Origin of the sequence: Halobacteriovorax sp. GB3 (genome assembly GCF_028649655.1) — a bacterium.
Lineage (GTDB): Bacteria > Bdellovibrionota > Bacteriovoracia > Bacteriovoracales > Bacteriovoracaceae > BSW11-IV.
In genome coordinates this window covers 168,622-183,474 of the sequence record NZ_JAQSLN010000002.1, presented here as the reverse complement: position 1 = coordinate 183,474, position 14,853 = coordinate 168,622, and the positions used below count along the sequence as shown (strand labels likewise).

At 34.6% G+C, this 14,853-nt stretch carries 12 protein-coding genes; 1 reads left to right on the top strand and 11 read right to left on the bottom strand.

All coding sequences use genetic code 11. The features are described from left to right. Nucleotide 1: 1 nt before the first annotated feature. From rfbF to HBN50_RS05445, 4 genes are read right to left on the bottom strand one after another with little or no spacing between them, the layout of a single operon-like run. Nucleotides 2–772, bottom strand: coding sequence for a glucose-1-phosphate cytidylyltransferase (rfbF, locus tag HBN50_RS05460; RefSeq protein ID WP_273868521.1), 771 nt, complete (start codon nt 770–772; stop codon nt 2–4). Then, nucleotides 772–2,064 (bottom strand): lipopolysaccharide biosynthesis protein RfbH, encoded by a 1,293-nt coding sequence (gene rfbH / locus HBN50_RS05455; protein WP_273868520.1) that lies wholly within the window; start codon nt 2,062–2,064, stop codon nt 772–774. Before rfbH ends, rfbF begins: the two co-directional genes overlap by 1 nt. A gap of 12 nt (nt 2,065–2,076) precedes the next feature. Further along, nucleotides 2,077–3,735 carry a hypothetical protein gene (locus HBN50_RS05450; protein ID WP_273868519.1) on the bottom strand — a complete coding sequence of 553 codons (1,659 nt, stop codon included), beginning with the start codon at nt 3,733–3,735 and terminating at the stop codon, nt 2,077–2,079. Then, a complete protein-coding gene (locus HBN50_RS05445) occupies nt 3,728–5,296 on the bottom strand; it encodes a glycosyltransferase (protein ID WP_273868518.1) in 1,569 nt (522 codons plus the stop codon). Before HBN50_RS05445 ends, HBN50_RS05450 begins: the two co-directional genes overlap by 8 nt. 132 nt (nt 5,297–5,428) lie before the next feature. On the opposite strand from HBN50_RS05445, the gene HBN50_RS05440 reads away from it, so the two are divergent. Beyond that, nucleotides 5,429–6,454, top strand: coding sequence for an NAD-dependent epimerase (locus tag HBN50_RS05440; RefSeq protein WP_273868516.1), 1,026 nt, complete (start codon nt 5,429–5,431; stop codon nt 6,452–6,454). Between the two features lie 30 nt (nt 6,455–6,484). Here the strand turns inward: HBN50_RS05440 and HBN50_RS05435 are convergent, their stop codons facing one another. The 7 genes from HBN50_RS05435 to HBN50_RS05405 all read right to left on the bottom strand — a co-directional run bounded on the left by HBN50_RS05435 (nt 6,485) and on the right by HBN50_RS05405 (nt 14,852). Next, complete coding sequence (locus HBN50_RS05435) at nt 6,485–7,957, bottom strand: hypothetical protein (RefSeq protein ID WP_273868515.1); 1,473 nt, start codon at nt 7,955–7,957, stop codon at nt 6,485–6,487. 1 nt (nt 7,958) lies between these two features. Further along, nucleotides 7,959–9,395: an O-antigen ligase family protein gene (locus HBN50_RS05430; RefSeq protein WP_273868514.1), complete on the bottom strand. Its 1,437-nt coding sequence runs from the start codon at nt 9,393–9,395 to the stop codon at nt 7,959–7,961. Further along, nucleotides 9,382–10,530, bottom strand: a complete 1,149-nt coding sequence (locus HBN50_RS05425) for an MraY family glycosyltransferase (RefSeq protein ID WP_273868513.1) — start codon at nt 10,528–10,530, stop codon at nt 9,382–9,384. The genes HBN50_RS05430 and HBN50_RS05425 overlap by 14 nt, the downstream gene beginning before the upstream one ends. After that, on the bottom strand, nt 10,531–11,538 hold the full coding sequence (locus tag HBN50_RS05420) for a polysaccharide biosynthesis protein (RefSeq protein WP_273868512.1): 1,008 nt from the start codon (nt 11,536–11,538) through the stop codon (nt 10,531–10,533). A gap of 81 nt (nt 11,539–11,619) precedes the next feature. Next, nucleotides 11,620–12,738, bottom strand: a complete 1,119-nt coding sequence (gene wecB / locus HBN50_RS05415; RefSeq protein ID WP_273868511.1) for a non-hydrolyzing UDP-N-acetylglucosamine 2-epimerase — start codon at nt 12,736–12,738, stop codon at nt 11,620–11,622. Then, on the bottom strand, nt 12,704–13,972 hold the full coding sequence (locus HBN50_RS05410) for a glycosyltransferase family 4 protein (protein ID WP_273868510.1): 1,269 nt from the start codon (nt 13,970–13,972) through the stop codon (nt 12,704–12,706). Before HBN50_RS05410 ends, wecB begins: the two co-directional genes overlap by 35 nt. 1 nt (nt 13,973) lies before the next feature. Then, nucleotides 13,974–14,852 carry a dTDP-4-dehydrorhamnose reductase family protein gene (locus HBN50_RS05405; protein WP_273868509.1) on the bottom strand — a complete coding sequence of 293 codons (879 nt, stop codon included), beginning with the start codon at nt 14,850–14,852 and terminating at the stop codon, nt 13,974–13,976. Nucleotide 14,853: the final 1 nt, after the last annotated feature.

Sequence of the window (14,853 nt, the reverse complement as noted above, 5' to 3'; positions counted from 1 at the left end):
ATCACCAAATTTTCCAAGGAGCCTTGTCATTTTCCCACATGCCGCTAAGTTGGTTTTTATCCCTTAGCGTATCCATTGGCTTCCAAAATCCATCATGCTTATAGGCCATAATTTGAGAATCTTTTGCCAAATTCTCCATTGGATCTTTTTCAAAAATAGTAGAATCATTTTCGATGTAATCAATCACTTCTGGCTGACAAACGAAGAAACCTCCATTAATCCAACCACCATCACCTTTAGGTTTTTCCAAAAATTTTGAAACGCTTCCTTCATCATTCATTTCAATCGCACCGAAACGCCCATCAGGTTGAACCGTTGTGACTGTCATATGCTTTCCGTGACTTTTATGGAAATCAACTAATTCTTTAACATTAACATTTGAAACACCATCACCATAAGTAAGCATAAAAGGTTCATTATTAATGTAATCTTTTGCTCTTTTCACTCTTCCACCAGTCATTGTATTTAAGCCGGTGTCAATAAGGGTGATCTTCCAATTTTCAGAAAACGTTTTATGAACTTCTAGTGAGTTATCTTCTAAATTAATTGTTACATCTGATCTATGTAGGAAATAATTAGCAAAGTATTCTTTTATATAATAGCCTTTGTACCCACAAAGGATAACAAAGTCATTAAAGCCATATGACGAGTAAATCTTCATAATATGCCAAAGAATTGGCATTCCACCAATTTCAATCATTGGCTTAGGCTTTAAATTTGATTCCTCACTAATCCTTGTTCCAAATCCACCTGCTAATAATAAGACTTTCACTATAGAACTCCTAATGCTCTAGACATTGTGCTTGCAATATAATCTAAATGTTTTTCTTCAAGTCCAGGCCATACACCTACCCAAAAAGTATCATTCATAATTCTTTCTGTATTTGGTAATTCACCTATAACTCTCTTCTCAATACCCTGATAAAGAGGCTGTTTTAAAAGACTTCCACCGAATAAAAGACGTGTTCCTATTTTATTCTTCTCAAGAAAAACAGTTAGCTCACTTCTTTTCATGGGAGAATTTTCTTTTACAGTAATTGGAAAACCAAACCAACTTGGTGTTGAATTCGGAGTTGCTTCAGGCAAGATTAGAAATTCTTCAAGTGGTTTCAATTTTTCTTTTAAGTAATTAAAGTTTGAAACTCTTTTTTCAATAAACTGATCAAGCTTCTTAAGTTGAGTACAGCCAATAGCCGCCTGCATATCAGAGACTTTTAGATTATATCCGACATGAGAATAAATATATTTGTGATCATAGCCTTTAGGAAGATCCCCAAGCTGCATATTGAATCGATTATTACAAGTATCATCCTTTCCAGGAGGGCACCAACAATCTCTTCCCCAGTCACGCATTGATTCTGCTAATTTTTTAAGTTTTGCTGAGTTTGTTAGAACTGCTCCCCCTTCACCCATAGTCATATGATGGGCCGGGTAAAACGAAACAGTAGCAAGGTCACCATAAGTTCCAATCTGCTTACCATCGTACGTTGCACCAACAGCATCACAGCAATCTTCAATTAGCCAAAGATTGTGTTTCTCACAGAATTCTTTAACTTCTTTAACTTTAAAAGTATTTCCAAGAGTATGTGCAATCATAATTGCTTTGGTTTTATCACTTAGAGCTTTTTCCATTTCTTTAAGATCGATTTCATATGTTCCAAGTTCAACATCAACAAAAACGGGAACACAACCATATTGTACGATTGGGTTAACAGTTGTTGGGAAACCTGCTGCAACAGTAATAACTTCATCACCGGCCTGAATTCTTCTATCGCCTAATTTTGGTGATGTTAAAGCTGCAAAAGCAACAAGGTTAGCCGATGAGCCTGAGTTCACCAACAGGCAATATCTCTGATCCATTTTCTCAGCAAATTCTTTTTCGAATTTGTGCGCGAAACGTCCAGCTGTTAGCCACATATCAAGAGAGCTATCCACAAGAGCGAGAAGATCCTCTTTATCAAGAACTTTACCCGATACAGGGATATAACTTTCTCCAGGAATAATGTTTCTTTTTTCAAGTGAATCGTAATACTCACCAGTCGCTGATAAAACCTTCTCTCTCATTTATATTTCCTTTTAATTTAATTTCAAAATTACCCAGTTTTCGTCTTCATATTCAATGAGCTCATTATATAGTGCTAGATCTAAATCGTTAATATCTTGCTTACTAATAATCGCGTGAGAAATCTTATCTTTATTCATAAAATCCTTAAGCTTATCAATAAAAACTTGATTCTTAGGACTTAACGCATATAGTTCATCAAGAATTAATATTTTTTCAGCATATTCATAAGTCTCCTCAGACTCTCCAACAAAGAAAGTTCTCTCTAAAGAGCCAAAATAAGCATATCGATTAGTCTCAAATTCAAAAATAGCATCAATCCAAGAGTATGTATTTCTTCTTGGCATCAAATATGTAAACTCTCGAGGAGTTTTATTTACGAACTCTATAACAGGCTTAATCTTTTGATACTCTCTATCTTGTTCCGTGACTTTAACTTTATCTAAGAAATATCCTTTATAGTCAGATAAAGACTTCTTAATTTGTGTTGTGGCCGGAGTAAATCTCCACTTTGTCATCGCTAGAATAATAAGAATGGGAATGACAATCGCGACAATCATCTTCTGCTTTCTATCTTCCAGATCTTTTCTCTTTAAGAAGACAAGCCAAGAAAATACGATAACAAAGAAACTATAGTAATAACTTCTCCATAGCCAAGTTAACCTAATGAATCCTACACGGTCGGCAAAATAATGCATAACGAGGGAATAAATTAACGAAGCAACATAAAAAAGAATGCCAAAACAAACGACTCGATTCTCCAAAAAGTAGTTTTTACTTTCCTTCTTTCGAGTAAGAAACCAAAAAAGAACAATTACAACAGTTATAACTAAGTATGGAGCATGATAAGAAAGAATCTCATAGAAAACGTCTTCATTAAAAACGTGAGCTCGATAGACAAGTTCTGCAATATTCTTTTCAACAACCTTGTTTAATCCACCAGGCTTTTTAAAACATAGAAATACAACCATCGAGTAGATGACAAATAAAGTTTGAGAAAGAAGTTCTCTTAGGTTCTTAAACGGGGCCTTAAAATTATGTATGAGATACAGAAGAATCAAAGTTCCATATAAGAGCGGCAAATAGTAAACAACACTAACAGGATAGAGATAGAGAGCAATCGTAATACATAAAAAAGCGAGTAAGTGATCTGTTTTAGACTTATTTAATTTTACAAAGTAATAAAATGATACTGGAAAAAACATAAAACCGAACATTTTTGGAACATAAGTCTCATATCTTAACCAGTTAAAGTAAGCTGATTGAGAAAGTGTTACAACACTCATAAAACCAAAAAGCGTTGGACCAAAGAAATGTAAAACAATCAACGAAATGATTAAGACTGTACTAACCCAGATACTACTAGCAAAAACTTTTGAAACCTTATATTTATCGATTCCAGTTTTCTTTGAAAAAGAAGTCATAACGTTAAATATTTTAGATTCGACTTCGTATCTCTGATCTAATCTGGCATCTCTGTAACGATGTAATTCGCCTTTTGAGCTTTTTACTTCATTAGCAGATTGAATAGATAACATCAAAACACTATCACTCGTTGCATGTCTATATTTACCATATGAAGGTATATGATAATGACTACGAGATAAAATAAAGACCGTTAATGTCGTAAGTAATACAAAGAGAATTCTTTGTATATTCTCTTTGTTAAACATCTTTTACATCTATTTTTGAATTAAATTGAGCTGTTCTCGCAGAAATAATAAATTGGTAAGCAAATGCTTTAGGCCAAACTTTTACAAATCCAGAATACAACCAATCCAAACATTTAATAACTTTACTACTTCCTGTCGATTCAAAGAGAACTTCAAATGGAAAGTTCGAATACTTTACATCTAGTACTTCTAGCCCTGATCTACGAATTAATTGTAATGCAGTATCTTTAGTATAGAGATGAACATGATTATGAGATAGAGGCCCTTTCTCACCATAATTAAAACGTCCAATAAGCAAGGAGATTCTATAAAACCAAAGTGCAATATTTGAGATTACGAGAACAAATTCACCGTCTTCTTTAATAAATTGAGAAGTCCAATTAATGACATCTTTTGGATAGCGAAATTTTTCAATTGTTTCGGCCATTACAATATAATCGTACTTTCTCTCTGTTAACCTCAGAACCTCTGTAAGTGAATCGCGACTTAGAAAGTCAGCTTGAAGAGAATTCTCTAGAGCGCTCTTTTCATTTTTTTCAATCACTGAATCATATTTCTGGGACTTCTCCTCAAGTGATGCTCTCAATAATCCATGTGAAGAGTTCACATCCAAAAGGTTTCCAGGGGTTTTAACTCTTTTTAGAATCATCTCATGAGCAGAAAAACGACTTAGTTTCTTTCTAAAGACAACATCCCTTTCAATAAAAAACCTCGAATTTCTAATAATATGAAGTTGATGTAAACGATACTGAAGAACAGCTAAACAAACAGAAATTGCATAACTTATACCATTAACATTACACTCCTCTTCTCCATAATATGTTTGAATTGGAATTTCATTGATATTCACATTTAAAGCACGACACTGAATAATGATTTGAGTATCGAAGTGCCAATCATCAGTATTCTCTTGAAATGGTATTTTCTTTAAAACATTAGAAGAGTACATTCTATAGCCCGAATGAAATTCAGAGAGTGCTGTACCTAAAACGATATTTTCAAAAGATGTTAAAACCGTGTTTCCAAGCCATTTATAAAGGGGCATCCCACCAGAAAGCGCATCTTTTTTATTAAGCATGCGCGAACCAAAAACGACTTCAGCCTTTTCTTTAAAAATGGGTTGAATCATTTTCGGTAACATTTCAGGAGAATACTGCCCATCACCATGAAGCATCACAGTATAATCAAACTCATTTTGCAAGGCATACTGATAGCCGGCCTTTTGATTGCCACCATAACCTAAATTTCGAGGGTTAGAGAAAAGCTTAAATTTATCTCGAAATTCACATTTCTGAATATATTCTTTCGTTTTATCAACAGTATCGTCCTGACTACAATTATCAAAAACAAAGATCTCATCTACAATGTCGTAGATCCCTTTAGGGATTCTAGAAAGTGTGTTTTGTATTTGACCTGAAGTATTATAAGTAAGAACTAAGATACCAATCTTAGGGAAGTTTTCCGGATCACTTTCTCTTAAATGTTTTATCTCTGCAATTGCGTCATAATCCACTTCAAACGTTATCGGATCACCGTTTCTATTAACTAATACACTTTCCACTTATAAAACTCACTTTTTCAAATATTTACACTTCAAATATAGTCAGAAAAGCGGCAACTGACAAAGGCATGCTGCTTTAAAAGAAAGTAGTAAAAGATCTCTTTTTTTGATAAAAATAATTTAGGAGATCATATGAAACTACTTATTACAGGCGTTGCCGGCTTTATTGGTTACCACACAGCGAAAAAAGCTCTTGAGCTTGGACACGAAGTTGTTGGAATTGATAACTTGAATAGCTACTATCAAGTCTCTCTTAAAGAAGATCGACTAAAACAACTCGGAATTAGTCACAAATCTTCACAATCGACTATTCATGAAAAGCTCTCTTTCTATAAAATAGATATAGCCAATGATCTTGCGATGGATCAGCTCTTTAACAAAGAAAAATTTGATGCTGTCATTCATCTTGCTGCGCAGGCAGGTGTTAGATATTCAATCGAATCCCCTCGTACATATATCAATTCAAATGCAGAGGGTTTTCTTAATGTCCTGGAAGGTTGTAGAACGACTCAGGTTAAACATTTAATTTATGCTTCATCGTCTTCTGTTTATGGAAACAATAACAATACTCCATTCAAAACAACTGACCCTGTTGATCACCCTGTCAGTCTTTATGCCGCAACAAAAAGGGCCAATGAATTGATGGCCCACACATATTCTCATCTCTATAAACTTCCAACGACAGGACTTCGCTTCTTTACTGTCTATGGACCATGGGGACGACCGGATATGGCCCCATTCCTTTTTACAGAAGCAATCCTTCAGGGAAAACCAATTAAAGTTTTTAACAATGGTGATATGGAACGTGATTTCACCTTTGTTGACGATATCGTAGAAGCTCAATTGAAGCTTCTTGATCACATCCCTCAAAGTGATCCAGCAAATCAGAATGATAATCCTAATACTTCATCTGCACCTTTTAAGATTTTTAACATTGGAAACTCTAGCCCAGTTAATCTTATGAAGTTTATTGAAACAATCGAAAAATATACCGAAAGCAAGGCCGTAAAAAACTATATGCCAATGCAACCAGGTGATGTTTCTAAGACATACGCAGATGTAGAAGACTTATTTGAAATGATTAATTTTCGTCCTAAAGTTGATTTAGAGAAGGGAATTAATGAATTTGTTGAATGGTTTAAATCTTACTATAAATAAAAAAAGACCTAGTTAGCACTAGGTCTTTTTTTATTCATGTCTTTGAAAAACTTTTTTAAACATACTCTTCGCAAATGTTCTCCAATAACTAAGCTCACCATAACGTCGGCCTATCTCGTCAGAGTAGTAATTACGAAGTCCTTCAGTTGGCTCAAGAACTTTTACATGCTCCATTTCTTTTAAAGCATAATCAATCTTCTCTTGCTCTAGGCTGCGTTCTTTTTGATCTAATTGATGAAGCATATGAGAATAAAATTGAATCATATTATCACTTCTTGGAGCGAAGAAGCCTTGGACATTTTTTACAAGCATAACTTGAACTGAAAAAAACAAACAAATCGTAAGAAGAACAAACTTCTCAGTCATTGTCGATAAAATCTTCTTCTCAACAAAAATCCCATAAAGAAAAGGAGCAATAATAACAGTATACGTTAACGCCCAAAAAATAGATGGAACATAGAGAGTTCTTGGATGTGGATTAAACATTGTATGTGGCCCAAGAGAAATACTAACAACGGCTAATGCGGCCAAAACAATTCTAGCATTTGTACTCATTCTCTTTATAAGAAAGTAAAAAGCAACGAGTGAGATCACACTTACGAGTAATACAAATATGATTTGCATAACATTATTTGCTAGATCAAGAGGAAAAGCTGAATAAAAAATTCCTTCTACAAAATGCACGGCTTTTCCAACTAGTTTTACGATAATCGATGAGTCAGCAGTTTGAGATTTTGAGTATTGATTACTTGAAAATCCACCGGCTCCACCATGATATAGAAACTTAGTTGCAACAAAAGAAGCAAGGCCCAAGACAGAAAGTAGAACTGTCTTATTGAAAAACTTAATCTTCCCCGCTTCTTTCAAGCTTCTTACATAGCTGATAAGAATAAAAAGAAGTGGTGCTGCAAATCCCATTTCCTTTCCAAAAAGAGAAAGGAACCATAAGCAAAGAGCGAAAAAGAAAATCTTCGTATCTTTTTCCCCACCCTTAAAGTAACTCCAAGCTACGTGATAAGAGCACAGGACAAAGAAGAGACAGATCATATCACTGTTCTGGTTTGGCCATACAATTGGAAAAGCTGCAGAGCTCAATAGTGTCCACAAGCAAACAGCAAAGATACTGATATATTGCTTAAATCCAATTTTCACAAATAAAGAATATCCCAAGTACATTAAGATAAAATGAAACGATAATTGAGAAGCGTGAAAGGCAAAATCGTTAAACCCGAAAAGTTCATACTGAATAGCAAACCAAAGGTGCCATAGTGGTCTAAAATACATTTCAGTAGCAAGTTTTCCTTGCTCTAAGAAAGAATAATCAGAAAGAGGAATAGTAAGAATAAAGTCTTCCCCATTAAAACCATATCCTAGAGTTACTCCGTGAAGTAAAACGAGAAAAAAGGCTAAAACCATGGCAACAGTAAAGTTTGATAAACTTTTATCACTGCCAAAAATTTCATTTGGCCAATTAAAATTTTTAATTAGTTCAATAATCTTCATATTATTCCTTATTTTTTTCGAAAAAATCACTCTTATAAGAACCACTTATTGAAAGAGCACAGACCAGTAATCCAACAACATACCAAGCAGAAATATTAATCAGAGTTGTATGGAAGATCCCAAAAAAGAGGTGTGAGAGCATACCAAAAGTTAAAACAAAGAGAACGACTTTTTGCTCACCTGATGAGCGAATGATTGATTTGACAGCATAAACTAATGTCAAAATAAAAAATGCAAAAAATGGAATAAGACCAAAAAGTCCCAATTCACTTGCAACCCCAAGGTAATTATTATGAGGAGTAAGAACATCACCTCTCGTCTGCCCAGGTAAACCAGTTGCATAAAATTTCGATTGGTCATAACCAACACCAAAAACAGGATTCTTTAGAAATAGATTAGCATTAATCTTCCAAACAAGAAGTCTCCACTGTGACGAGGTCTGTTTTACTGCAAGATCATAATACTTTTCATTATTTGAAGGAGCATAGTCCTTGTTCATATTATAACCATAGTTGGTTGTATCAATTAAAAACTTTCTTGGAATTGCCTTATTGATCGCTTTTAGAACTTTTGAACGTTCAACAAGAGGTTTTTCGGAAATTAAAATCTCTGGCCCATGTGTTGGATACACAATTGTCCAACAAAAAATAAGAAATAAATGCAATGTTCCAAACTTCAAAATCTTAGAAATCTTTCCCTTCATAAAAAAGATATAAAAGAGAGAAAGAGAGATAAAAGGAACATATATAGAGAAAATAGCTGCCCTAGATAAAGTCAGGTAACTTGTAAAAACAAATGGCATTGATAGGAGAAAGTACTTCATACTTTTCTTTGGATCTTCAGTCACGACTGAATAGGCATAACTTAACACCGCTGGAGCAATCATAAGATAGGCAAAAGCATTCGCATTGTTCTCAGTCCCCTGGATAACGATCGAATCCTCAATGAAATAAAGAAACGGACGCGTATAGCCAGAAGTAAAAAATCGTTTTCCAGTGAAGAATTGGTAGAAGGCAATAAATACGGCAAAAAGTGATGATGCTAAAAATGCATTAACAAGAAAATTCAATCTTTTAAAATTCGATATCGTACTTCTTAAAACGACAACAAGTAAGCAATAACCCAAGACCGATATAAAAGTAATTAACGACTGTTTTAAGTCTGCTTTAAAAAATATTGAAGGAAGTAGCGAAAATGAAAATAGAACAAGGATTGATTCTAGCTTTCCAAATTTTACAGCTTGCTTCTTTAAAAAGTAACTTGCTCCAAAATAAAGAAATAAGAAAGCAAAAATGATCTTCACACCACTTAGCCATGGATAATTATCAAACTTTGGTACCGCTCCTAAAGGAATTAAAAAAGAAAGAGCGAGAATAAATGTGACATAAATTTGATTCTGAGTAACTGACTTTAATGAAATTTTGCTAGCTTGATACATTTTGGTTTTTCACACTTTTTAATGATTGATCAGAATTTACATCCTGACTATTAGAAAGATTAATGACTTCTGCTTCACGGTTTCTTAAGTTGTTTAAAAAGTAAAAAGTAACGAATAAAACAACAGTGACGCCTAGAAGAAGTATTTCCGGAACAAAGTCCCATTTAACAAAAGAGGCAAACTTTTTTTGAAGAACATAAATAACTCCAACAACTAAAAAGTTAACCGAAATAAGACTTAATGAAGCTTGTACGTGAGTTAAACCAAGATCAATTAAGATATGGTGTAAATGATTTCTATCCGGACTCATTGGCGAGCGTCCATTCTTAATACGAACACAGATCACTCTGAAAGTATCGAAAATAGGAATAATTAAAACTCCAATCGCAAAAACGGGAGCCGATAGAATAAAACTAGTTTCTTTATTGAATTCAACAAATTTAATAGCAAGAATTGAACTAATCAGTCCAATAACAAGGCTTCCGGTATCACCCATAAAGATCTGTGCAGGAGTCTTGTTATAAAAAAGAAATCCCGTACAACCACCTAAAAGAGTAAAAGAAAGAAGGGCCCATGACGCAAGATCATGAGTTGCAAAGAAAGTCCCAAATGCGAGACAGATAAAAACAGCAATTCCACCTGCTAATGTATCAATCCCGTCGATAAAGTTGAAAGAGTTTGTTATTCCAACAATTGCAATCATTGAAAGGATATAAGAGAAGAATTCAGAAATTCCATAAATCCCAAAAATTCCATACATACTTGTCAAACGAATGTCTGCGAAATGAACGAGAATAAATGCTACGCCTACTTGAACGAGAAGTTTCTTATAGGCAACGATATCGAAGATATCATCTTTAATACCAATAAAGAAAACGAGGAGTAAGCTACAAATAATATACTGTAATTCACTAAATTGAGGACCATTAATCCAAAAGCTTAAACTAATTAGGACGGCAGCAAAAATAGCAACACCACCCAGAGTCGGGATCTGTCCTTTATGAATCTTTCTCTCACATTTTTGCTCATACAATCCAGTTAATCTAATTATATTAATAATCGAAGGGATTGAAACAACACTGATAAAAAGTGATGTTAAAAAAGAAGCAATATAAACGAGATAGACTGAATCCATTTAGAAAGTTCCTTCAAGTTCCCTAAGATCTTTAAGGAGAGCGATCAACTCATCTTCCGTTAACTGGCTTGTATTGTGCGAATTGTATTCCATCGCCTCAGTAATATCAGATTCTCCATCTTCAAAGTAAGCACCATAGTTTAGGTCTCTTTGGTCAGGAACAATTCTAAAGTAATTTCCAAGATCCTCAGCTTTTACCATCTCTTCTCTTGTTAGTAGAGTTTCGTAAAGCTTTTCACCATGACGAGTACCGATCACTTTAATTTCATGATCATGCTTGCCCATCATCGACTTGATAGCCTTAGCCAGAGTTTCAATTGTAGAAGCTGGAGCCTTTTGAACAAAAATATCTCCATTGCGACCATTTTTAAATGCATAGAGAACTAACTCAACGGCCTCATCTAAACTCATCATATAACGAGTCATTGAAGGATCTGTTATTGTAATTGGCTGATTCGCTTTAACTTGATCGATAAAAAGAGGAATTACTGAACCTCTTGATGCCATGACGTTACCATAGCGAGTTCCACAGATAACTGTTTGCTCGTCATCAAGTTGGCGAGACTTAGCGATGAAAGTTTTTTCCATCATTGCCTTACTCATCCCCATAGCATTGATAGGATAAACGGCTTTGTCAGTACTCAAGCAAATGACCTTCTTAACACCTTCTGCAATTGCAGCATTAAGAACATTTTCAGTTCCTAAGATATTTGTTTTAACAGCTTGAATTGGATAAAATTCACAAGATGGAACTTGTTTTAAAGCTGCTGCATGAAAAACGTAGTCAACGCCTCTCAAGGCAGTTTGAACAGAGTTCTGATCGCGTACATCTCCAATATAAAACTTAAGTTTCGAAGAGCTATACTGCTTTCTCATATCATCTTGTTTTTTCTCATCACGAGAAAAAATGCGAATCTCTTTAATAGAGGTATCTAGAAAACGACGTAAAACAGCATTCCCAAATGAACCCGTTCCACCCGTTATTAATAAAGTTTTTCCATCAAACATATCATCTCTCAATTTTATTTAGGTCAATATCATAAACACAAATTATCAACATGTGAACTAACTACTTAAGATATTTTTATCTTATTTATGCCAAACAACACGGTTCACATATTCCGTATAACTTGAAATAATTTTGACAACGTGCGAGGAAACATTGCTTACTTCGTAGTCTCTAATTTGATTGAACTTTCTCGAATCATCAGATGTAGCCAATTTAATTGAATTAATAACACCCTCTGCAGTTAGACCTGACATAACGACAGCTCCAACATCCATCCCTTCAGGTCTTTCGTGTGTCTTTCTAATCATAACTCCAGGGAAGCGCATTGCATCAACCTCTTCTGTCAATGTTCCACTATCCGAAAGAACGCAAAAGGCACATTGTTGAAGTTGATTGTAGTCAAAATATCCTAGAGGCTTACTTAGAATCACTCTCTCATCTAATTCGAGATCACTGAGAGCATCGATTCTCTTTCTCGTTCTAGGGTGAACAGAAACGAGAACTTTCTTATCAAAATGTCTTGCGGCTTCATTCAGTGAACCGAGAAGCATTCTTAGATCTGTTTCATAATCAACATTTTCCTCTCTGTGAGCACTAACAAGTATGTATCCATGCTTATCTAAACCGAGGTTTTCTAGAACTTTCGATGAATTAATACTGTCTTTATAAGTTTCATAAATCTCAGGAATTGGACTTCCCGTCTTTATGATCGTCTCAGGCTTAATCCCCTCTCTCTCTAAATATTTTCTCGCGTGATCAGAGTGAACCATATTGATATCGCTTAAATGATCGACGATTTTTCTATTCAACTCTTCAGGAACGAGTTGATCAAAGCATCTATTTCCTGCTTCCATGTGGAAAACCGGAATCTGAAGCCTTTTAGCACTAAGAACGCATAGGCAGCTATTTGTATCACCATAAACGAGTAGAGCATCTGGCTTTGCTTCTCTAAGATACTCATCACTTTTTGAAATAACATTTGCAACAGTTTGAGATGCACTCTCTCCTGCAACATTAAGAAACATATCCGGTTTTCTAATACCTAAATCTTCGAAGAAAACTTGATTTAATTCGTAATCATAGTTTTGTCCTGTATGAACAAGCTTATGATCAAAGAACTCGTCACACTTTTTTATGACCTTCGAAAGTTTAATAAGCTCAGGTCTAGTTCCTACGATTGTTACAAGTTTCAACTTCATTTCTCTCTCCAAAATTATATAAAATGTTTGTTATTTTTTTCATCTGTAAGTCTCTCTTAAAAAAGCGAGAATAGTATGAGTGTCCGTTGAGCCCCATCTCATTTCTTTGCTCTTTCGTTAATGAGATAAACTTTTGTATATTATTGGCTAAGTGTTCCACATCATCAAACTTGCTGACAAGACCACACTGCGCAAGATTGATCAACTCCTCAGTCTCCCCTTCAATTGAAGCGAGTATAGGCTTAGCACAAGCTAGATATGACTGAATTTTACTTGGTACTGTAATCTTAAACGTCTCATCATTTCTAAGTCCTAAATACATAACATCGGCTATGGAAAAGAATGAAGGCATCTCTTTTCCAGGACGAGAACCTAGAAAAGTAATTTTATCTTCCAATTCATTGTCTTTTACAAATTGCTCAAGAGTTTCCCTATTTCTTCCATCCCCTAAGAGAAGAAGACGAATATTTAAATGTTCAACTTTCTTAATGGCCAGAACAAGAGTTTCGAGACCTTGTGCTACGCCAATATTTCCAGCAAACATAAGTGTAAATATATTGGGATCATAGAGCGACTTAGCTTCTGTATTAACTTTCTCATCACTTGGTAATAAAGAGCTGTAGAAATCTTCGGCCCAATAAGGAAAATATTCAATATTAGCTTGATCATGGCGCTTACGTACCGACTTTTCGAAGCCCTTACATGAAACGAGAATGAGATCGCTCAGGCGATAAATTACTCTTACAGCAACGTCCACAACAGAAAGAATCTTTTTATTATTAATTGTTTTTGTCGCAACGAGACTCTCTGGCCACAGATCAGTAATCCACAACACGGAAGGGACTCGAAAAAATATTTTCAACACAAGTGCCGGGATGGCCATAAAAATAGGAGAAGTTTGAGTAACGAAAGTTAAATGAAACCGATATTTTAGATGTAAGAAAAAGGAAAAAAAGCTCGCAAAGAATGGAAAGCTAATATAATTCAAAGCAAGCTGAATCTTACTCGTTCCTCTTGCAATAAGAGGAGAACGATAGATGGTAATATCTTTATAAGTTTCTTTTAACGGACGTAAAAAACTGTAACCTTCGTCAAAAATACCTAATGGATAATTTGGTTTTCCAGTTAAAACCACAAGGTCAATTCTCTCTCGATCTAAACCATTCACAAGATCATTAAACCTGAAATTTTCAGGCCAAAAATGTTGTGATACGAGAAGAACTTTTTTTTTCACATTAACTTCTTAAGTTTTCGTAGTATTCATTATCAACAGATAAGTCTTTAACAAGCTCTTCCCAAGATGGTGGATTAAATCCTGTTTTTTCATTAAAAATCTTTCCATCCAAAGATCTGTCGAGAACAAAATCCGAATTTTTATGAATTGTTATCTCTTTTCCAAAATGATCTTTTACTAAATTTAAGAGATCAAATTTCGATATCTTTGGACTCGCCACATTAAGTACACCTGAAAGATCTGGATTTTTGAAAACAATAGAATCCAGTATTCTAGCAATCGTTTCGGTTGGATATCCAGTGTAGATAGCTTTATCAAAACCTTTAATCTCACCTTCTTGTGAAAGAAACCATTCGATTAGACTTCCCTTTGGAAAAATCTCACGCCCAATGATTGAAGTTCTCATTGTTAAGCAATGTTTAGAATAATCCACTTCTCCAAGAAATTTTGATCTTCCATAAAGGTCTGTCGCATTAGATTGATGCTGTTCATTGTAAAAACCTTCAGCACCATCAAAGACGCAATCAGTACTAAAGTGAACAAGCTTAGAATTATATTTTTCACAAATTGAAGTCAATTCGTGAGGTAATAAAGAATTTATTTTAATCGATGTAATATGATTTTTTGAAGCATCGATTTGTTTTATAATTCCGACACAGTTTAAAACATAGTCAGGGCCAATCTTTTTAATCGCTTCTTCTACCGAATTTAAATTATTAACATCGACATCTGTAATGGCCTTTTCTAGGTCAATATGAGGAAGATGATTAAGTTCCGAAACTTTATTTCTTACCGTTGCATAAACATCATGATTCTTACTAAGAGAACTCCAAAGACGATGCCCTAGCATCCCTGTTCCACCAATTACCAATATTTTCACA

Coding starts and splice junctions, on each gene's coding strand:
- HBN50_RS05420 (WP_273868512.1), bottom strand. CDS start 11,538: ATGTTTGATGGAAAAACTTTATTAATAACGGGTGGAACGGGTTCATTT.
- HBN50_RS05450 (WP_273868519.1), bottom strand. CDS start 3,735: ATGTTTAACAAAGAGAATATACAAAGAATTCTCTTTGTATTACTTACG.
- wecB (WP_273868511.1), bottom strand. CDS start 12,738: ATGAAGTTGAAACTTGTAACAATCGTAGGAACTAGACCTGAGCTTATT.
- HBN50_RS05425 (WP_273868513.1), bottom strand. CDS start 10,530: ATGGATTCAGTCTATCTCGTTTATATTGCTTCTTTTTTAACATCACTT.
- HBN50_RS05440 (WP_273868516.1), top strand. CDS start 5,429: ATGAAACTACTTATTACAGGCGTTGCCGGCTTTATTGGTTACCACACA.
- HBN50_RS05430 (WP_273868514.1), bottom strand. CDS start 9,395: ATGTATCAAGCTAGCAAAATTTCATTAAAGTCAGTTACTCAGAATCAA.
- rfbH (WP_273868520.1), bottom strand. CDS start 2,064: ATGAGAGAGAAGGTTTTATCAGCGACTGGTGAGTATTACGATTCACTT.
- HBN50_RS05435 (WP_273868515.1), bottom strand. CDS start 7,957: ATGAAGATTATTGAACTAATTAAAAATTTTAATTGGCCAAATGAAATT.